This window comes from Serratia sp. 4542, assembly GCF_016805595.1.
GTDB lineage: Bacteria > Pseudomonadota > Gammaproteobacteria > Enterobacterales > Enterobacteriaceae > Serratia > Serratia nevei.
This window is the reverse complement of sequence record NZ_RXKV01000007.1, coordinates 36,133-54,450: the sequence shown is the minus strand read 5'-3', so window position 1 is coordinate 54,450 and position 18,318 is coordinate 36,133. Positions and strand designations below refer to the sequence as shown.

General features: G+C 57.2%; 17 protein-coding genes, 6 tRNA genes and 2 other RNA genes. 1 reads left to right on the top strand and 24 read right to left on the bottom strand.

Annotated features, from left to right (window positions below; genetic code table 11):
- Positions 1–6: 6 nt before the first annotated feature.
- The 21 genes from pnuC to cydA form a co-directional block, all read right to left on the bottom strand.
- Positions 7–732, bottom strand: a complete 726-nt coding sequence (gene pnuC / locus EKL15_RS09140) for a nicotinamide riboside transporter PnuC (protein WP_048232945.1) — start codon at positions 730–732, stop codon at positions 7–9.
- Positions 733–752: 20 nt separating this feature from the next.
- Complete coding sequence (gene nadA, locus EKL15_RS09135; protein ID WP_070914100.1) at positions 753–1,814, bottom strand: quinolinate synthase NadA; 1,062 nt, start codon at positions 1,812–1,814, stop codon at positions 753–755.
- A 320-nt stretch (positions 1,815–2,134) separates the two neighbouring features.
- Positions 2,135–2,259, bottom strand: a non-coding RNA gene (locus EKL15_RS09130) — RtT sRNA.
- Between the two features lie 74 nt (positions 2,260–2,333).
- Positions 2,334–2,409, bottom strand: a tRNA-Lys gene (locus EKL15_RS09125).
- A 6-nt stretch (positions 2,410–2,415) separates the two neighbouring features.
- Positions 2,416–2,491, bottom strand: a tRNA-Val gene (locus EKL15_RS09120).
- A 45-nt stretch (positions 2,492–2,536) separates the two neighbouring features.
- Positions 2,537–2,612 (bottom strand) — tRNA-Lys (locus EKL15_RS09115).
- A 154-nt stretch (positions 2,613–2,766) separates the two neighbouring features.
- A non-coding RNA gene (locus tag EKL15_RS09110) (RtT sRNA) lies at positions 2,767–2,891 on the bottom strand.
- A gap of 15 nt (positions 2,892–2,906) precedes the next feature.
- Positions 2,907–2,982, bottom strand: a tRNA-Lys gene (locus EKL15_RS09105).
- 7 nt (positions 2,983–2,989) lie between these two features.
- Positions 2,990–3,065: transfer RNA gene (locus EKL15_RS09100), tRNA-Val, on the bottom strand.
- 29 nt (positions 3,066–3,094) lie between these two features.
- Positions 3,095–3,170: transfer RNA gene (locus tag EKL15_RS09095), tRNA-Lys, on the bottom strand.
- Positions 3,171–3,348: 178 nt separating this feature from the next.
- Positions 3,349–4,143 carry a cell division protein CpoB gene (gene cpoB, locus EKL15_RS09090; RefSeq protein ID WP_033647153.1) on the bottom strand — a complete coding sequence of 265 codons (795 nt, stop codon included), beginning with the start codon at positions 4,141–4,143 and terminating at the stop codon, positions 3,349–3,351.
- A gap of 9 nt (positions 4,144–4,152) precedes the next feature.
- Entirely contained in the window at positions 4,153–4,662 is a 510-nt protein-coding gene (gene pal / locus EKL15_RS09085; protein ID WP_025160033.1) for a peptidoglycan-associated lipoprotein Pal, read from the bottom strand.
- A 44-nt stretch (positions 4,663–4,706) separates the two neighbouring features.
- Positions 4,707–5,999: a Tol-Pal system beta propeller repeat protein TolB gene (gene tolB / locus EKL15_RS09080; protein ID WP_004939856.1), complete on the bottom strand. Its 1,293-nt coding sequence runs from the start codon at positions 5,997–5,999 to the stop codon at positions 4,707–4,709.
- A gap of 132 nt (positions 6,000–6,131) precedes the next feature.
- Positions 6,132–7,358 carry a cell envelope integrity protein TolA gene (tolA, locus tag EKL15_RS09075; RefSeq protein WP_060440506.1) on the bottom strand — a complete coding sequence of 409 codons (1,227 nt, stop codon included), beginning with the start codon at positions 7,356–7,358 and terminating at the stop codon, positions 6,132–6,134.
- Between the two features lie 81 nt (positions 7,359–7,439).
- A complete protein-coding gene (gene tolR, locus EKL15_RS09070; protein WP_004939859.1) occupies positions 7,440–7,868 on the bottom strand; it encodes a colicin uptake protein TolR in 429 nt (142 codons plus the stop codon).
- Positions 7,869–7,880: 12 nt separating this feature from the next.
- On the bottom strand, positions 7,881–8,564 hold the full coding sequence (tolQ, locus tag EKL15_RS09065) for a Tol-Pal system protein TolQ (RefSeq protein WP_004939862.1): 684 nt from the start codon (positions 8,562–8,564) through the stop codon (positions 7,881–7,883).
- The gene (ybgC, locus tag EKL15_RS09060) at positions 8,561–8,965 is read right to left on the bottom strand and encodes a tol-pal system-associated acyl-CoA thioesterase (RefSeq protein ID WP_025160034.1); all 405 of its coding nucleotides are present in this window, start codon (positions 8,963–8,965) and stop codon (positions 8,561–8,563) included. The genes tolQ and ybgC overlap by 4 nt, the downstream gene beginning before the upstream one ends.
- Positions 8,966–9,095: 130 nt before the next feature.
- Complete coding sequence (gene ybgE / locus EKL15_RS09055) at positions 9,096–9,392, bottom strand: cyd operon protein YbgE (protein WP_038877538.1); 297 nt, start codon at positions 9,390–9,392, stop codon at positions 9,096–9,098.
- Positions 9,392–9,505, bottom strand: a complete 114-nt coding sequence (cydX, locus tag EKL15_RS09050; RefSeq protein ID WP_004939868.1) for a cytochrome bd-I oxidase subunit CydX — start codon at positions 9,503–9,505, stop codon at positions 9,392–9,394. Before cydX ends, ybgE begins: the two co-directional genes overlap by 1 nt.
- Before the next feature lie 17 nt (positions 9,506–9,522).
- Positions 9,523–10,662: a cytochrome d ubiquinol oxidase subunit II gene (gene cydB / locus EKL15_RS09045; protein ID WP_019454033.1), complete on the bottom strand. Its 1,140-nt coding sequence runs from the start codon at positions 10,660–10,662 to the stop codon at positions 9,523–9,525.
- Positions 10,663–10,676: 14 nt separating this feature from the next.
- The gene (cydA, locus tag EKL15_RS09040; protein ID WP_019454034.1) at positions 10,677–12,245 is read right to left on the bottom strand and encodes a cytochrome ubiquinol oxidase subunit I; all 1,569 of its coding nucleotides are present in this window, start codon (positions 12,243–12,245) and stop codon (positions 10,677–10,679) included.
- Between the two features lie 683 nt (positions 12,246–12,928).
- Here cydA and EKL15_RS09035 point away from each other — a divergent pair.
- Positions 12,929–14,827, top strand: a complete 1,899-nt coding sequence (locus tag EKL15_RS09035; protein WP_100396168.1) for a bifunctional UDP-sugar hydrolase/5'-nucleotidase — start codon at positions 12,929–12,931, stop codon at positions 14,825–14,827.
- 72 nt (positions 14,828–14,899) lie between these two features.
- Here EKL15_RS09035 and sucD read toward each other — a convergent pair whose 3' ends face one another.
- The 3 genes from sucD to odhB all read right to left on the bottom strand — a co-directional run bounded on the left by sucD (position 14,900) and on the right by odhB (position 18,278).
- Positions 14,900–15,772 (bottom strand): succinate--CoA ligase subunit alpha, encoded by an 873-nt coding sequence (gene sucD, locus EKL15_RS09030; RefSeq protein WP_004939878.1) that lies wholly within the window; start codon positions 15,770–15,772, stop codon positions 14,900–14,902.
- A complete protein-coding gene (gene sucC / locus EKL15_RS09025) occupies positions 15,772–16,938 on the bottom strand; it encodes an ADP-forming succinate--CoA ligase subunit beta (protein WP_025301883.1) in 1,167 nt (388 codons plus the stop codon). Before sucC ends, sucD begins: the two co-directional genes overlap by 1 nt.
- A 122-nt stretch (positions 16,939–17,060) precedes the next feature.
- Positions 17,061–18,278: a 2-oxoglutarate dehydrogenase complex dihydrolipoyllysine-residue succinyltransferase gene (gene odhB / locus EKL15_RS09020; protein ID WP_033637469.1), complete on the bottom strand. Its 1,218-nt coding sequence runs from the start codon at positions 18,276–18,278 to the stop codon at positions 17,061–17,063.
- Positions 18,279–18,318: the final 40 nt, after the last annotated feature.

Genomic DNA, 18,318 nt, shown 5'->3' with positions numbered 1-18,318 from the left:
CTGTTGCTACGGTGCGGACGAGAGCGGGTTGGAACGGTTACGCCCGGCGCTCTTGATCCACAGCCAGGAGCCGTTCAGGGCGATCAGCGTCAGAATGACATACTCCAGCGCCATCGCGTACACCCCCTGGTAAGCGAAGATCGCCACGCTGATGACGTCGATAACCACCCACAGCAGCCAGTTTTCCACGTACTTGCGCGTCATCAGGATCATCGCCACGATGGAGAGCACCATCATCGCCGAATCCCAGAACGGGAACGCGTCCGGCTGCAGTTCAGGCATCTGCACGTTCAGCCCCAGCCCTTGCATCACCGCTACCGCGATCTGCGTCAGCCAGGCAAACACGCGGTCGATGTTAAAGGTCATCAGGCCAATGCCGATGACGCAAACCGCCGCCCAGGCCAACGCTTTCGGCAACGGCAGCCAGCGGATCTGCAGCTCAGCCTGATTATCCTGGGTTTGGCGGCTCCAGGCATACCAACCGTAAATGTTGGCGCCGAAAAAGAACAGCTGCAACAGCAGGCTGGCGTACAGCTGGATCTGGAAGAAAATCACCGCGAACAGCGTGACGTTGATCAGGCCGAACAGGTAATTGATGATTTTTTCCTTGCTGGCGTACCAGATGCACAGCAACCCGAACAGCGTGCCGATGGCTTCGATCCACGACAGATCGTAACCGCCTGCGCCAAGCGGAATGTGCACCAGAATATTGCTGGTACTGAAGAAGCTCATGAGATCATCCTTTTAAACGGTTAAGCGTTGCCTTTAACCTGCATCTTAAGCTGAGCGGCGAAATCCAGCATGCGATTCAGCGGCACCAGTGCCTTCTCACGCAGCGCGGCGTCCACGTGGATCTCATGCTGCGCGCCCCCCTGCTCCAGCCCTTCGGCAATCGCCTTCAGGCCATTCATCGCCATCCACGGGCAATGCGCGCAGCTGCGACAGGTCGCCCCTTCTCCGGCGGTCGGCGCTTCGAACAGCTCCTTGTCCGGGCAGGCCTGCTGCATCTTGTAAAAGATACCGCGATCCGTGGCGACGATCAGCTGTTGATGCGGCAATGTTTTCGCCGCCTGAATCAGTTGGCTGGTCGATCCCACCGCATCCGCCAACTCAACCACCGCCTGTGGCGATTCGGGATGCACCAGGATGGCCGCCTGCGGATAAAGCGCCTTCATGCGCCGCAGCGCCTGAGTCTTGAACTCGTCATGGACAATGCAGGCACCTTGCCAGCACAGCACGTCGGCGCCGGTCTGCTTCTGCACGTAGCTGCCGAGATGGCGATCCGGCGCCCAGATGATCTTCTCGCCCAGGCTGTCCAGGTGCTCGATCAGCTCAACGGCGATGCTGGAAGTGACCACCCAGTCGGCGCGCGCTTTGACCGCCGCCGAGGTGTTCGCATAGACCACCACGGTACGATCGGGGTGGCTGTCGCAAAACGCATGAAACTCCTCTTCCGGGCAGCCCAGATCCAGCGAACATTCGGCAAACAGCGTCGGCATCAGCACCTGCTTTTCCGGGCTGAGGATCTTGGCGGTTTCCCCCATGAAGCGCACGCCGGCCACCAACAGCGTGGAAGCCGGGTGGGCGCTGCCGAAGCGCGCCATTTCCAGCGAATCCGCCACGCAGCCGCCGGTTTCTTCCGCCAGCGCCTGGATTTCCGGATCGGTATAATAGTGGGCGACCATCACCGCATTGTGCTGCTTGAGCAGGGTTTTGATCTTTTCGCGATAAAAGGCTTTTTCGGCTACGTCCAGCGGAACCGGTTTAGGCGGGAAGGGATACACCGCCGCATTGACATCAAACATTTCACTCATCGCTGCAATCTCATGCTAGGCTGGGCGCCTGCCGCGTGAATATCGCCTGCCGCAACGCCCTTCGTTTTATATACTAAACAAAATACCTAAAACTGCGCGAAAAGTCCGCTGATATTTTCATATTTGCGCACCTATTGTTTAATGGATTAAAAAACACAGACAGTGGTTACACAGCTCACAGCGGAAAATGACCTGACGAGACCATATAGCCGTTCAGAGAACAGCGTGATGATCGGTGCGGTGTTGAAACGAGAAAGCACGAATGTAGGTGACGGTGCTGCAGATGCGAAAAAAGCGCCAAAAGGCGCTTTTCTCTGAATGGGTGGGTCGTGCAGGATTGATTCGGCCTGTGGCCTCACCCTGCGGGCAACGCTGCGCGTTGTCGTATCGCTGCGCGATGCTCGAACCTGAACGCAGGATCTCACCCGCACGACTCGGTGAACTCTGTTAGCAACAGGATAAAGCAGAGTCTGGTGGCGCAGATGCGAAAAAAGCGCCAAAAGGCGCTTTTTTCTGAATTGGTGGGTCGTGCAGGATTCGAACCTGCGACCAATTGATTAAAAGTCAACTGCTCTACCAACTGAGCTAACGACCCGCAGTGTGGTGGGTGATGACGGGCTCGAACCGCCGACCCCCTCCGTGTAAAGGAGATGCTCTACCAACTGAGCTAATCACCCACTGCTGTGGTACTGCTATTTTTCACACCTTGCTCTATTAAAGAGTGGTGGGTCGTGCAGGATTCGAACCTGCGACCAATTGATTAAAAGTCAACTGCTCTACCAACTGAGCTAACGACCCACTGATGTGGTTTACTGCTGATGGCGAATAGGCTCTATTGGAACCGACTCGCGGAAAACAAGGATGGGGATGTTCAGGACAACTCGACGGGTACTCGACTCGGACCTTTACTTTGCCACATCAAACCGATTCTGAAGCTGCCATTCTTAAAGAATGGTGGATCGTGCAGGATAACTCGGCCTTTGGCCTCGCCCTTGCGGGCCATCACCGGAGTGATGTTGTCTCGCTTCGCGAGACTCGAACCTTTACGGTTCTCATCCTTTACGATTCTCTATCGCAGCCATTCTTAAAGAATGGTGGGTCGTGCAGGATTCGAACCTGCGACCAATTGATTAAAAGTCAACTGCTCTACCAACTGAGCTAACGACCCATAACAGTGGTGGGTGATGACGGGCTCGAACCGCCGACCCCCTCCGTGTAAAGGAGATGCTCTACCAACTGAGCTAATCACCCACTGTTGTGGTTACTGCTACTTCAGAAATTGGTGGGTCGTGCAGGATTCGAACCTGCGACCAATTGATTAAAAGTCAACTGCTCTACCAACTGAGCTAACGACCCAATTTCCCTGCCGCTTTAACATCTTGCAAGATGTCTTGGCAACGGCGGCATATATTACTAATTTATCTTGGCAGCGCAACCTAAATTTTTTACTGATGCGTTCAACTGCTTGTTCTTCACGCGAATGAGCCCAGAAATCGGTCAAATCGACTAACTTCTGGGCTCATTTTTCTGACTGTTAACCGCCTACGCGGCTTTTCGCCTGTTTGGCCGCCGCACTGGTTGGGTACTGTTTAATCACCTGCTGGAACACGGCTTTGGCTTTATCGGCCTGCCCTTTCTCCTGCATGATGATACCCACCTTGTACATGGCGTCCGGCGCCTTCGGTGATTTCGCGTAATTCTTCACCACCACCGCAAAATAGTAGGCCGCGTCGTCTTTTTTACCCTTGTTGTAGAACAACTGGCCCAGCCAATAGTTGGCGTTGGGCTGGTAGGTAGACTTCGGGTACTGTTTTACGAAGGACTGAAAGGCGGAAATCGCCTGGTCATACTGTTTTTTTTCCAGCGCCAGAGAAACAGCGGCGTTGTAGTCGCTGTTCTCATCACCGCCGCTCGGCGTTGCAGACGCGGCTGCAGGCGCGCTGCCGCCCGCATCGGAAGATGCGCCTGCGGCTGCCCCACCGGCAGCGCCCGCGGCCGCAGAGGCGCTCTGAGCGCCGCCCTGGCTGAGGCTATCCATCTGCTGATAGATTTGCTTCTGGCGTTCAACCACCTGATTCAACTGATACTGACTTTCCTGGATTTGCCCACGGAGAGAATCAATGTCGCGTTGGTTATCAGAGAGTTGTTGCTGGAGTTGGTTTAAAAGCTGGCCTTGAGCATTGCTGATGCGCTCAAGCGAGGTGACACGGTCTTCGACCGAGCCGGAGCCGACATTACTGATTGGCGCTTGGGCAGTAGCGGCCCAAGGGGCCGCTACGCCAACCAGTAACGACAGACTCAACAGGTGACGTCTGAAGTTACTGTTCATGCGATTCTCTTAGTAAACCAGAACGGCACGACGGTTTTTAGCATAAGCCGCTTCGTCGTGGCCCAGTACTGCTGGTTTTTCTTTACCGTAAGAAACGATAGAGATCTGGTCAGCGGAAACGCCTTTACCCTGCAGGTACATTTTAACGGCGTTAGCACGGCGCTCACCCAGAGCAATGTTGTATTCCGGCGTGCCGCGTTCGTCAGCGTGGCCTTCAACGGTCACTTTGTAAGACGGGTTGTTACGCAGGAATGCAGCGTGCGCGTCCAGCATCTGAGCGAATTCGGAGCTTACGTCATACTTGTCCAGACCGAAGTAAACGATGTTGTTCTTCTGCAGTTCTTGCATCTGCAGACGAGCTTGTTCTTCGGAAGACAGGTTGCTGCTGCCGTTTTCCATACCAGTGCCAGCGCCCATACCAGATTGGTCGTTGTTTGCGCTTTTGTTAGAACTACAAGCTGCTACAGCCAGAACTGGCAGTGCCAGCAGAAGCCCTTTCAGCACTTTGTTCAGTTGCATTTCTTTGATCCTTTTATAGTTTGCCATACATATTTACACATGCATCACAGATACGGCGACCAGGCAGGGAATTTGACCTGTCCATCAGTTGCCGGAAGACGCGCTTTGAAACGCCCATCAGTTGACACCAACTGCAACACGGAGCCCATACCTTGCGTGGAGCTATAGATCACCATGGTGCCGTTTGGCGCAATACTAGGCGTTTCATCCAGGAAGGTGCCGGTCAAAACCTGAACGGCGCCCGATCCAAGATCTTGTTTGGCGATGTGTTGTGCACCACTGTTGGTGCTTACCATCACCAGGAATTTACCGTCGGAGCTGACTTCAGAATCCTGGTTCTGAGATCCTTCCCACGTCAGACGCTGTGCGGCACCGCCGCTGGCGCTGATTTTATAAATCTGCGGACGCCCGCCCTGGTCGGAGGTAAACGCCAGCGACTGGCCATCCGGGAACCAGGTCGGTTCGGTGTTGTTGTTGCGCCCATCGGTCAGCTGCGTGATCTGGCCGGAGCCGAGGTTCATCACGTACAGGTTCAGGCTGCCGCTCTTGGACAGCGCGAAGGCCAGCTTGCTGCCGTCCGGCGAGAACGCCGGCGCACCGTTGTGGCGCGGGAACGAGGCGATCTGGCGGATAGCGCCGTTAGCCAGGGTCTGTACCACCAGCGCGGAACGGCCGCTCTCGAAGGTCACGTAAGCCAGTTTGCTGCCGTCCGGCGACCAGGCCGGCGACATCAGCGGCTCAGGCGAACGGTGCACCGTGAACTGGTTGTAACCGTCGTAATCCGCTACGCGCAGCTCATACGGGAATTTCCCGCCGTTGGTCTGCACGACGTAGGCGATACGGGTACGGAACGCGCCCTTGATGCCGGTCAGCTTCTCGAACACTTCGTCGCTGGCGGTATGGGCAGAATAACGCAACCATTGTTTGGTCACTTTATACTGGTTCTGCGCCAATACGGTGCCCGGCGAACCCGAGGTGTCCACCAGCTGGTAGGAGATCAGGTAGCTGCCGTCGGCGCCAGGTTGAACCTGGCCGACAACCACGGCGTCGATGCCCAATGCAGTCCAGGCCGCCGGCGTCACTTCAGACGCGGAGGTAGGTTGCTGCGGCATGCGCGCCACGTCGATCGGGTTGAATTTGCCGCTATTGCGCAGATCCGCGCCGACAATCTTGCCGATATCTTCCGGCGGCGTGCCTGGGCCCGCCCACTTAAACGGCACCACGCCAATCGGGCGAGCGGAGTCGACCCCTTGGGTGATTTCAATGCGAACTTCCGCGTGCAGCACGGACGCCCACAGAATTAAAAAACCTAGCGCTACTCGAAATGCCTGCTTCATCTCATCTCCCTTATCCAGGCGGGATGCCTGCGATAAATTAGCAGAATTTTAACAAACCAACTTACGTAAAACTACATAATCCCTGTTGGTTACCTTAGTACATCCCTGTGATATCACTCACTCAATCAACCGTTATTGCGGCTTGAATTCAAGTATAGAATTCTTAAAGTGCTGATAAACGGCATCGCTCGGCGGCTTCGGTATATGCGCCAACTTGGCGGCAGACACTGCTGCTTGACACAGAGCAGGATCTCCCCCCGCCGCTTGTACGCTTATCAGCAGGCCGTCCGGTGCCAGCTTGATACGCAGGTCGCAGGTTTTGCCGGCGAACGAACTGGCGTCATAGAACTTGCTCTGAATCGCCCCTTGAATCTGCCCCATATAACCGCTGATATCCGCCCCGCTGGCCCCAGCCGCTTTGGCATTGCCCTGCCCGGCCGGTTTACCGTCGCCTTTCGATTTAGCACCGCCGCCTTTCGGCGCGTTCTTGCCGTCCGCCAGGCCGCCAAACAGATCGCTAACTTCATCCGATTGTTTCGCAGCCTCAGCGGCAGCCTTCTTCTTGGCATCCGCAGCGGCTTTTTTGGCGGCAGCCGCTTTCTCGGCCGCAGCTTTCTTCTCTGCCTCGGCGGCAGCCTTCTTCTCGGCTTCCGCTGCGGCTTTTTTCTCAGCTTCAGCGGCCGCTTTCTTCTCCGCGGCCTCTGCGGCTTTTTGCTCTGCGGCAGCCGCCGCGGCTTTCTTCGCCTCTTCCGCCTGTTTCTTGGCGGCGGCAGCGGCGGCCGCTTCTTTCTTGGCTTCCGCTTCGGCTTTCTTCTGCGCGTCCGCCTGTGCCTTGGCGACCTTTTCCGCTTCGGCCTTCGCCTTGGCGGCGGCGGCTTCGGCGACCTTCTGTTGCTCTTTGGCCTTGGCTGCGGCGGCTTCCGCCGCTTTTTGCTGCTCGGCGGCCTGTTTCTGCTGCTCCGCTGCCTTCTGCTGTTGCTCAGCCTGCGCCTTGGCGTCCTGCGCAGCTTTCTCCTGCGCCGCCAAACGCTCTTTCTCCAGCTCCTTCAGGCGCTGCTGTTGCTCCGCCTGCTTCTGCTGAAGCTCTTCGGCCTGTTGCTCCGCCTTTTTCTGGCGCTGCTTCTCGGCACGCTGCGCATCGTTGCTCTGCTGCTGCTGGCGGTTGTATTGCTCCACCACCGCGCCAGGATCGACCATCACTGCGCCCACCACGGTGCCATCACCGCCACCGCCGGCGCCCATGTCGACCTTTTCCTGCAGCGATCCCCAAATCAGCAGGGCAATCAATATGAAGTGCAGAACGACCGAAACAATAACGGCGCGGTTCAGCTTATCGTTTTGCTCAGTTGCCTTTACCAAAATAGATTCCCAAAAACTGGTGTTGCTTATACGGGGTTCCTGGGCCGCAGCGCAGGAACCGGGTTGCCGTTCGCCTTACGGTCAGATCGGCTGGGTCATCAGCCCCACGGAAGCCACGCCCGCCTGATGGAGAATATTCAATGCCTTGATAATCTCATCGTAAGGGACTTCCTTCGCACCGCCGATCAAAAAGACCGTTTTCGGGTTAGCCGCCAAACGCGACTTGGCTTCGGCCGCGACTTGCTCAGGCGGCAGCAGCTCCATACGGTTGTGATCCACCACCAGGGTGTATTGACCTACGCCGGAAACCTCGAGGATCACCGGCGGATTGTCATCGCTGGACACCGTTTTGGAATCGGTGGCGTCCGGCAGGTCAACCTCCACGCTCTGCGTGATGATTGGCGCGGTTGCCATAAAGATCAGCAGCAGCACCAGCAACACGTCGAGCAGCGGAACGATGTTAATTTCGGACTTCAGCTCGCGCCGACTACGTCCACGTACTCTCGCCATGCTACCTCCTACTTATTTGCTGTCGCTGGAGAAGGCCTGACGATGCAGAATAGCGGTGAACTCTTCCATAAAGTTGTCGTAATTCTGCTCAAGCTTGTTGACGCGCTGGTTGAGACGGTTATAGGCCATTACCGCCGGGATGGCGGCGAACAGACCGATCGCGGTGGCGATCAGCGCTTCGGCGATACCCGGCGCCACCATCTGCAGCGTGGCTTGCTTCACCGCGCCCAGCGCGATAAAGGCGTGCATGATCCCCCACACGGTGCCGAACAGGCCGATATACGGGCTGATCGAACCGACGGTGCCGAGGAACGGAATATGGGTTTCCAGCGTTTCCAGCTCGCGGTTCATCGAAATGCGCATCGCGCGCGACGCCCCTTCGATCACCGACTCCGGCGCATGGTTGTTGGCGCGGTGCAGGCGGGCGAACTCTTTGAACCCGGAATGGAAGATCTGCTCGGAACCGGTCAGGCTATCGCGACGCGCCTGACTTTCCTGGTACAGACGGGAAAGCTCGATACCGGACCAGAATTTGTCTTCAAAGGCTTCGGCGTCACGCGTCGCCGCATTGAGGATGCGGGTGCGCTGAATGATGATCGCCCAAGAGGCTACCGAGAAGCATATCAAAATCAACATGATAAGCTTAACCAGCAGGCTCGCCTTCAAGAATAAATCTAGGATGTTCATGTCAGTCACTGCTTAAACTCCGCGACAATAGACTTAGGAAGCGCTCTTGGCTTCATTTGGTGTGGATCAATACAGGCAATCAGGACATCTGCCTGGCTCAGTAGGGCCCCGTCAGAATTGACAATGCGTTGAGCAAACGTGAGAGAAGCCCCGCGCAGACAGGTGATTTCGCTCTGGACCTCCAGTTGCTCGTCGAGACGAGCCGGAGCCAGATAATCCACCGTCATGCGCCGGACGACAAAAGCGACTTGTTCACTGAGCAGCTGCTGTTGATGAAAGTTGTGCTGACGCAGCATCTCTGTGCGCGCTCTTTCAAAAAAGGCGACGTAGCGGGCGTGATAGACCACACCACTGGCATCGGTATCCTCGTAGTAAACGCGAACCGGCCATCGAAACAACGTATTACTCACTCTACTTCCCAGCAATGCAATTTAACGCTGCTACTATACGCAAGACGGATCGGGTTGGGAATGGGTTACAAGATGGGAATGAAAATAATTATGGGCCGTGAGGGCCCATAACGTGGGGACATCAGGGAGATTATAAAGAAACGTAAAGTAATCCTGCGCACAGGATCACAATTGCGGGAAGCGGCGCGAAAAAGGCGCGCCAGATGCTGCGCTGCGGGCGGAATCCGAAACCGTGGATCACCCCGGCGCACACCGCCCAAATCAGCAACAGCCCTTCCCAAATCTCCAGCGAGCTGGTTTTGGCGGCGAAACGCGTCGGATCCCAGAACACGCACCCCGCCAAAATCAACGCCAGCACCAGGGAAAGGGCCCGGATCGGGCCCTTGTCGGTGACAGCGTACAGCTTGTCAATCACGGACGAGCTCATCACTTACCGTCTTGCTGAGCTTTGGTCGCTTCGCTCTGCTCAAGCGCCAGCGCCGTGATGATGCCGAAGGCGCAGGCAAGAAGCGTTCCGAGAATCCAGGCAAAATACCACATGGTTTAGCTCCTTATCCTTAGTACAGCGAATGCTTGTTGTTTTCGATGTAGTTCTTGTCGAGGCGACCGAACATTTTGTAGTACGACCAGCTGGTGTACGCCAAAACGATAGGCACGAAGATCGCCGCCACGACGGTCATCACTTTCAGCGTCAACAGGCTCGACGTCGCGTCCCACATGGTCAGGCTGACGTTAGGCACGGTGCTGGACGGCATCACGAACGGGAACATGGTGACCCCGGCGGTGAGGATGACGCAGGCGATGGTCAGCGACGAGGTGACGAACGCCAGTGCGCCTTTCTCCAGACGCGAGAACAGGATGGTGAACAACGGCAGCACCACGCCCAGCGCAGGCAACGCCCACAGCAGCGGATACTTGTTGAAGTTGATCAACCAGGCACCGGCCTGATGCGCCACTTCTTTACGCATCGGGTTGGATTCCGCCAGGGTGTCCAGCGCCGACGTCACGACGAAGCCGTCGATGCCTTTCACCAGCCATACGCCCGCCAGCAGGAAGCACACCGCCATGATCAGCGTCGCGATCTGCGCCGCAGCGCGTGAACGCAGGTGGATCTCGCCGGTGGTGCGCATTTGCAGGTAGGTCGCCCCCTGGGTAACCAGCATGGTCAGGCTGACCACGCCCGCCAACAGACCGAACGGATTCAGCAGTTGGAAGAAGTTGCCGGTATAGAACAGGCGCATGTACTCGTCCATGTGGAACGGCACGCCCTGCAGCAGGTTGCCGAACGCCACGCCGAATACCACGGCAGGCACGAAGGAGCCGATGAAGATGCCCCAGTCCCACATGTTGCGCCAGCGGCTGCTCTCCAGCTTGGAGCGGTAGTCGAAACCGACCGGGCGGAAGAACAAGGCGGCCAGCACCAGGATCATGGCAACGTAGAAGCCGGAGAAGGCCGCTGCGTAGACCATCGGCCAGGCGGCGAACAGCGCGCCGCCGGCGGTGATCAGCCACACCTGGTTACCGTCCCAGTGCGGGGCGATGGAGTTGATCATCACTCGGCGCTCGGTATCGGTTTTCCCGATGATGCGCACCAGAATGCCGACGCCCATGTCGAAACCGTCGGTGACGGCGAAGCCGATCAGCAGTACGCCAACCAGGACCCACCAAATAAATCGCAGTACTTCATAGTCAAACATACGTGGACTCCTGTTTAGCGCGCTTCCTGCACGGCGGCAGTCGGTTGTTCAAAGTGATAGCGGCCGGTTTTCAGGCTGCTTGGACCCAGACGCGCAAACTTGAACATCAGGTACAATTCAGCCACCAGGAACAGGGTGTACAAGCCGCAAATCAGCCCCATCGAGAACAGAATGTCGCCCGCGGTCAGCGAAGAGTTGGCGACCGCCGTCGGCAGCACCTCACCAATCGCCCACGGTTGACGGCCGTATTCCGCCACGAACCAGCCGGACTCGATCGCGATCCAAGGCAGCGGCAAACCGTACAGCGCCGCGCGGTGCAGCCATTTTTTCTGGCCGATGCGGCCGCGGATCACGTTCCAGAACGACAGGCCGATGATCAGCAGCATGATCACGCCACAGGCCACCATGATGCGGAAGGCGAAGTACAGCGGCGCCACGCGCGGAATGGAGTCCTTGGTCGCCAGCTGGATCTGCGCTTCCGTCGCGTCGGTGACGTTCGGGGTATAGCGCTTCAGCAGCATGCCGTAGCCCAGGTCTTGCTTGGTTTTGTTGAATTCGGCGCGCACCGCAGGATCGGTGTTGCCGCCGCGCAGCTCTTCCAGCAGCTGGTAGGCTTTCATCCCGTTGCGGATACGCACTTCATGCTGCGCCATCAGATCTTTCAGGCCGGTGACCTGAGTGTCCGTGGAGCGGGTGGCGATCAGGCCAAGCGCATACGGGATCTGAATAGAGAAGGAGTTTTCCATCTTGTCCTGATCGGGAATGCCGAACAGGGTGAAGGACGCCGGTGCCGGCTGGGTGTCCCATTCCGCTTCGATAGCAGCCAGTTTGGTTTTCTGCACGTCGCCCATTTCGTAGCCGGATTCATCACCCAGAACGATAACGGACAGAATGGCAGCCATACCGAAGCTGGCAGCGATGGCGAAGGAGCGCTTGGCGAAGGCGATGTCGCGGCCTTTCAGCAGGTAGTAGGAGCTGATGCCCAGAACGAACATCGCGCCACAGGTGTAGCCGGAAGCCACGGTGTGAACGAATTTCACCTGCGCAACCGGGTTAAGCACCAGTTCGGAGAAGCTGACCATCTCCATGCGCATGGTTTCGAAGTTGAAATCCGAAGCGATCGGGTTCTGCATCCAGCCGTTGGCGACCAGGATCCACAGCGCGGACAGGTTGGAGCCGAGGGCCACGAACCAGGTTACCGCCATGTGCTGCACCTTGCTCAGACGATCCCAGCCGAAGAAGAACAGGCCGACCAGCGTCGATTCAAGGAAGAACGCCATCAGACCTTCGATAGCCAGAGGGGCCCCGAAGATATCGCCGACGTAGTGAGAGAAATACGACCAGTTAGTCCCGAACTGGAACTCCATGGTCAAACCGGTGGCCACACCCAGAGCAAAGTTAATCGCAAATAACTTTCCCCAGAATTTGGTCATGTCTTTATAGATTTGTTTGCCAGACAGGACATATACCGTTTCCATAATTGCCAGCAAGAACGCCATACCGAGCGTTAATGGGACAAATAAGAAATGGTACATCGCCGTTAAAGCAAACTGTAAGCGCGACAGTTCGACAATATCAAACATCTTGACTCCTTGCTCCTCGCAGGAAGACTCCGACACGCGGTTATCGGCACGCTTCTTTCAAAGCCGCCAGTAACGCCCCGCAGTGAATGCCCTTAAACACAACAAATTTGATCCAGCTTCTCCGCTTTCAACCGCACACTCGGCCAATAGCCCTTCGGGCCGCCGACAAGCACGCCACTGAAAACCGACAACGGGTAACAAATGCAACAAGATCAACCATCCATAATCACAACATGGATGATACTCGCCCAATCCCACACAATAAATAGGTTTTTACGTGACGTGGGTTAGACTTTTGGTTACAGGTCAAATCTTAGCCGAAAGAGGTACTTCGGGCTAATTTGATCTGAGACAATTTAAGCCTATCCGCATCTTATTTCCATATTCATCAGCACATTTCGCATAATTTTCTTAGGGTCATGTTGCGCAATGGTTTAATTGTTTTTTAATGATATTTTTGTGTTAAATAAATGTAATTTAAAAGGGCCGCCATTGTATTATTACGCGCTTATTATGCGACATAATTAACCTTTTATTTCCAATAAGCCGTGACAGTGATAGCAGTCACAAAACAACAAATCTCTCTCCAATATTAGTCTATTTCTCGCAATGGGATCGTAAAGGTTGCGATTTTGTAGCAAAATGACCACTTATGTTAAAATTGCATTAAGTGACAATAACTTATGAAAAAAATCATCTTTGCCTCTGTCTTGGGACTCTCGGGAAACGCCATGGCCGCCGAAACGGTAAATATCACCCTGCTGGGCACCTCCGATCTGCACGGCACCTTCGTGCCCTGGGACTACGCCAGCGACACGGAAAATCTGGCGGGCAGCCTGAGCCAGATAGCCACCCAGGTCAAAAAAGTGCGGGCCGAGCAGCCCAACCTGATCCTGGTGGACGCCGGCGACACCATTCAGGGCAACTTCGTCGAAACCTTCAAGCATGAGGCCGTCAGCCCGATGATGCTGGGCCTCAACGCGCTCAATTACGATGTCTGGGTGATGGGCAACCACGAGTTCGACTTCGGCCTGCCGGTGCTGGCCACCCCGCTCAAGCAGTTCAAGGGCGCGGCGCTGGCGGGCAATATCGTCTGGGACAACGGCAAGCCCTATCTGCCCGCCTACACCATCGTCGAACGCCAGGGCGTGAAGATCGGCATTATCGGCATGGACACGCCGATGACCGCGGAATTCGCCAAGGGCACCGATCGCATCAAAGGGCTGAACTTCACCGATCCGGTGCAGGCGGTGAAACAGGTCATCAGGCAAATCGACGGCCAGGTCGACGCCATCGTGCTGGTGGCGCATATGGGCATCGACAACGAAAATCAGCGTCCCGGCACCGGCGTAGCCGACATCGCCAACGCCAACCCGGAGCTCGCGGCGATCGTCGCCGGCCATATGCATGTGAAGATCGACAAAGCGGTGGTTAACGGCGTCATCATCACCGAGCCGGATAAATACGGCCGCGCGCTGTCGCGCATCGATCTGCAGTTTGAGCGCCGCGACGGCAAGTTCACGCTGATCGACAAAAACAGCTACACCTACTCCATCAAGGGGATGACGCCGGACAGCGCCATGCAAGCGCTCTACCAGCCGTACCATGACATTCTGCGCGCCAACGCCAACCGGGTCGTGGCGAAACTGAGCGGCAGCGATCTGGTGCCCACCGACGAATTCCGCGGCATTCCCCAGGTGCACGTGCAGGATACCGGCATCAGCGCGCTGTTCCAGCAGGCCGCCCGCCACTATGCGCCGCTGGCGCAGGTGATCGCCCTGCAGATCGACAACGATCGCGCCAAGCTGGACGTCGGCGACATCAAGGCCAAGGACATCGCCTTTAACTACCAATACGCCGGCGGCGAGATCACCGTGTATCAGCTCAACGGCAAAGCGCTTAAACGCTACATGGAGTGGTCCGCCGACTATTTCAATCAGCTGCAGCCGGGCGATGTCACCTACAGCTTTAACCCGGCGCGGCGATCGTCCAAATATTCCACCAATGATTTCTTCGACGGCGTCACTTACACCATCGACCTGCGCCAACCTGCCGGCTCGCGCATCGTCGACCTGCGCCTGGCGGACGGCACGCCGGTCACCGACGATATGCCGATCCGCCTGGGCATGAACAGTTACCGTATGGGCCACCTGACGCAAAAGGGTGGTGCGCTGGAGGGGCAATCCTTCCCGGTGCTGTTCGACAGCAAAGCGCAATACGGTGAAGAAGAAGGCACTATTCGCCACCTGACTCTGCGCTACCTGACGGAGGTGAAACACGGCCACTATCAGGGCGTGCCGCCGCAGCGCTGGAAGCTGATCGGCATGGAGGGGTACGAACCGCAGCGGGCGATCGTCAAACAGCTGCTCAATGAAGGCGTTATCCAGGTACCGACCACCGACGACGGCCGCTACACCAACGTCGCGTCGATCAACGTCAAAGACGCGCTGTTCAGCAACGCCGATGATTACCGCGCCACCCTCACCTCGCTGGAGCAACAGCGCCAAGCCGCTACGGATCCGGTGCAACAGCGCCGCCTGCAGGATCGAATCGCGCTGATCAAGGCACTCAACGATTTCTGATCTTCACCCATAAAAAAGGCCACCCAATGGGTGGCCAAACATGTCGAGATATTGTTATTTCGTACTAAATTCTTAGCGCTTCAGCACCGCTTTTACCGCGTCGCCGATGTCTGCCAGGCTGCGAACGGTTTTCACGCCCGCGGCTTCCAGCGCAGCAAACTTCTCGTCCGCCGTGCCTTTGCCGCCTGCGATGATGGCGCCCGCGTGGCCCATACGCTTGCCTTTCGGCGCGGTCACGCCGGCGATGTAGCCGACAACCGGTTTGGTGACGTGTTCTTTGATGTAAGCTGCCGCTTCTTCTTCAGCGCTGCCGCCGATCTCACCGATCATCACGATCGCTTCGGTCTGCGGATCCTGCTGGAACATCTTCAGGATATCGATGAAGTTGGAGCCCGGGATCGGGTCGCCGCCGATGCCCACGCAGGTAGACTGGCCCAGACCGGCATCGGTGGTTTGTTTCACCGCTTCATAGGTCAGGGTACCGGAGCGGGAAACGATGCCCACTTTGCCCGGCAGGTGGATGTGGCCAGGCATAATGCCGATTTTGCACTCGCCTGGGGTGATCACGCCAGGGCAGTTCGGCCCGATCATGCGCACGCCGGCTTCGTCCAGCTTCACTTTCACGGTCAGCATGTCCAGGGTCGGGATGCCTTCGGTGATGGTGATGATCAGTTTGATGCCGGCATCGATCGCTTCCAGGATGGAGTCTTTGCAGAAAGGCGCTGGAACGTAGATGACCGAGGCCGTCGCACCGGTCGCTTCAACCGCTTCGCGCACGGTGTTGAACACCGGCAGGCCCAGGTGCTGAGTGCCGCCTTTGCCCGGGGTTACGCCGCCAACCATTTTGGTGCCGTAAGCGATAGCTTGTTCGGAGTGGAAAGTCCCCTGGCTACCGGTGAAGCCCTGGCAAATTACTTTGGTGTTCTTATCGATTAAAATGGACATTATTTACCCTCCACTGCTGCAACAACTTGCTGAGCCGCATCAGTCAGGCTGGTCGCAGCAATGATATTCAGGCCGCTGTCCGCCAGTTTCTTGGCGCCCAGTTCGGCGTTGTTCCCTTCCAAGCGCACTACGACCGGGACGTTAACGCCCACTTCGGCCACTGCGCCGATGATGCCGTCGGCGATCAGATCGCAACGTACGATACCACCGAAGATGTTAACCAGAACCGCTTTCACCTTGTCGTCGGACAGGATGATTTTGAACGCTTCGGTCACGCGCTCTTTGGTCGCGCCGCCGCCTACGTCCAGGAAGTTGGCCGGTTCGCCGCCGTGCAGTTTAACGATGTCCATGGTACCCATCGCCAGACCGGCGCCGTTAACCATGCAGCCGATGTTGCCGTCGAGGGCAACGTAGTTCAGTTCCCACTGAGCCGCACGGGATTCGCGCTCGTCTTCCTGGGAAGGGTCACGCATTTCACGCAGTTCAGGCTGACGGAACAGGGCGTTGCCGTCGGCGCCCAGTTTACCGTCCAGGCACACCAGATCGCCCTGCTTGGTGATCACCAGCGGGTTGATCTCAACCATCGCCAGGTCGCGCTCCAGGAACAGCGTCGCCAGACCCATGAAGATCTTGGCGAACTGGCTGACTTGCTTACCGGTCAGGCCCAGTTTGAAAGCCAGCTCACGGCCCTGATAAGGCTGTGGACCCGCCAGCGGATCGATGGTCATTTTGTGGATCAGTTCAGGGGTTTCTTCCGCCACCTTCTCAATTTCCACGCCGCCTTCGGTAGACGCCATGAACACCACGCGACGGGTAGAACGATCCACTACCGCGCCCAGGTACAGCTCTTTATCGATGTCGGTCGCCGCTTCTACCAGGATCTGGTGAACCGGCTGGCCCAGCGCGTCAGTCTGGTAAGTCACCAGACGCTTGCCCAACCAGGCTTCCGCGAAAGCACGGATATCTTCTTTGCTGTTGACGACTTTAACGCCGCCCGCTTTACCGCGGCCGCCAGCATGAACCTGACATTTCACCACCCACGGGCCGGAGCCGATTTTGGATGCGGCTTCTTCTGCTTCACGCGGAGTGGTACAGGCGTAACCGGTTGGTGCCGGCATGCCATACCGAGCAAACAGCTGTTTTGCCTGATATTCGTGTAAATTCATGATGTTCTATCCATTCAGTTCTGAAGGTTTTTAGCCGGACCATTATTACGCGGTAAACCGCATGGTTTTCCGGCCACATAGCACAGAGTGCGGGCACGGCATGCCGCGCCCGGCAAGGGTTACTAGACGTCCAGCAGCAGACGAGCCGGATCTTCCAGCATCTCTTTGACCGTCACCAGATAACCGACGGATTCTTTACCGTCGATCAGGCGGTGGTCATAAGACAGCGCCAGATACATCATCGGCTGGATCACCACCTGACCATTGACCGCCATTGGGCGATCTTTGATGGCGTGCATGCCCAGGATGGCGCTCTGCGGCGGGTTAATGATCGGGGTGGACATCAGGGAGCCGAATACGCCGCCGTTGGTAATGGTGAAGTTACCGCCGGTCAACTCTTCCACGGTCAGTTTGCCGTCGCGGCCCTTAACGGCCAGCTCTTTGATTTTCTTCTCGATGTCAGCCATGCTCATGGCGTCTACATCGCGCAGTACCGGCGTCACCAGGCCGCGTGGGGTCGAAACCGCGATGCTGATGTCGAAGTAGTTGTGGTAAACCACGTCGGAACCGTCGATCGACGCATTCACTTCCGGGAAACGCTTCAGCGCTTCAACCACCGCCTTGATGTAGAAGGACATGAAGCCCAGACGCACGCCGTGGCGCTTCTCGAAGGCTTCGCCGTACTGCTTGCGCAGGTCCATGATCGGCTGCATGTTGATTTCGTTGAAGGTGGTCAGCATCGCGGTGCTGTTCTTCGCTTCCAGCAGACGCTCGGCGACGCGTTTGCGCAGGCGGGTCATCGGCACGCGTTTTTCGCTGCGGCCGGCCAGAGCAGGCTGCGGTGCGGCTTCAGCGGCGGCGGCCGGTTTGGCAGCGGCGCCGCCTTTGGCCAGGTGCGCTTCCACGTCTTCACGCGTGATGCGGCCACCCACGCCGGTGCCCTTGATGGCGCCGGCATCGAGATCGTGTTCGGCGATCAGGCGACGAATCGCCGGGCTGAGCGCGTCATTGCTTTCTTCTTCCAGGCTCGCGGTAGCGCGCTGGGCAGGCGTGGCTTCTTTCTCTTGGCTCTTCTCAGCGGTCGGCTTGCCGGAGCTGTCGCCCGGACGGATGCGGCCGAGCAGCTGGCGAGACAGCACGGTCGCGCCCTCTTCTTCCACGATAGCATCGAGAATGCCCGCTTCACTGGCCGGCACTTCCAACACGACTTTGTCGGTTTCGATTTCAACCAGGACTTCATCACGCTGCACGCTGTCGCCCGGTTTTTTGTGCCAGGTGGCTACGGTCGCATCGGCAACCGATTCAGGAAGGTCAGGAACCAGAATATCTACGCTACTCATTTAGCTTTCCCTTAAGTTTTTTATCATCTGCTTGCCGGCC

Excerpts from the sequence above, each read along its gene's own strand:
- cydB (WP_019454033.1), bottom strand. The coding sequence starts at position 10,662 with ATGTTTGACTATGAAGTACTGCGATTTATTTGGTGGGTCCTGGTTGGC.
- tolB (WP_004939856.1), bottom strand. The coding sequence starts at position 5,999 with ATGAAGCAGGCATTTCGAGTAGCGCTAGGTTTTTTAATTCTGTGGGCG.
- ybgE (WP_038877538.1), bottom strand. The coding sequence starts at position 9,392 with ATGAGCTCGTCCGTGATTGACAAGCTGTACGCTGTCACCGACAAGGGC.
- cydA (WP_019454034.1), bottom strand. The coding sequence starts at position 12,245 with ATGTTTGATATTGTCGAACTGTCGCGCTTACAGTTTGCTTTAACGGCG.
- sucD (WP_004939878.1), bottom strand. The coding sequence starts at position 15,772 with ATGTCCATTTTAATCGATAAGAACACCAAAGTAATTTGCCAGGGCTTC.
- cpoB (WP_033647153.1), bottom strand. The coding sequence starts at position 4,143 with ATGAACAGTAACTTCAGACGTCACCTGTTGAGTCTGTCGTTACTGGTT.
- tolR (WP_004939859.1), bottom strand. The coding sequence starts at position 7,868 with ATGGCGAGAGTACGTGGACGTAGTCGGCGCGAGCTGAAGTCCGAAATT.
- nadA (WP_070914100.1), bottom strand. The coding sequence starts at position 1,814 with ATGAGTGAAATGTTTGATGTCAATGCGGCGGTGTATCCCTTCCCGCCT.
- pnuC (WP_048232945.1), bottom strand. The coding sequence starts at position 732 with ATGAGCTTCTTCAGTACCAGCAATATTCTGGTGCACATTCCGCTTGGC.
- pal (WP_025160033.1), bottom strand. The coding sequence starts at position 4,662 with ATGCAACTGAACAAAGTGCTGAAAGGGCTTCTGCTGGCACTGCCAGTT.
- odhB (WP_033637469.1), bottom strand. The coding sequence starts at position 18,278 with ATGAGTAGCGTAGATATTCTGGTTCCTGACCTTCCTGAATCGGTTGCC.
- sucC (WP_025301883.1), bottom strand. The coding sequence starts at position 16,938 with ATGAATTTACACGAATATCAGGCAAAACAGCTGTTTGCTCGGTATGGC.
- EKL15_RS09035 (WP_100396168.1), top strand. The coding sequence starts at position 12,929 with ATGAAAAAAATCATCTTTGCCTCTGTCTTGGGACTCTCGGGAAACGCC.
- cydX (WP_004939868.1), bottom strand. The coding sequence starts at position 9,505 with ATGTGGTATTTTGCCTGGATTCTCGGAACGCTTCTTGCCTGCGCCTTC.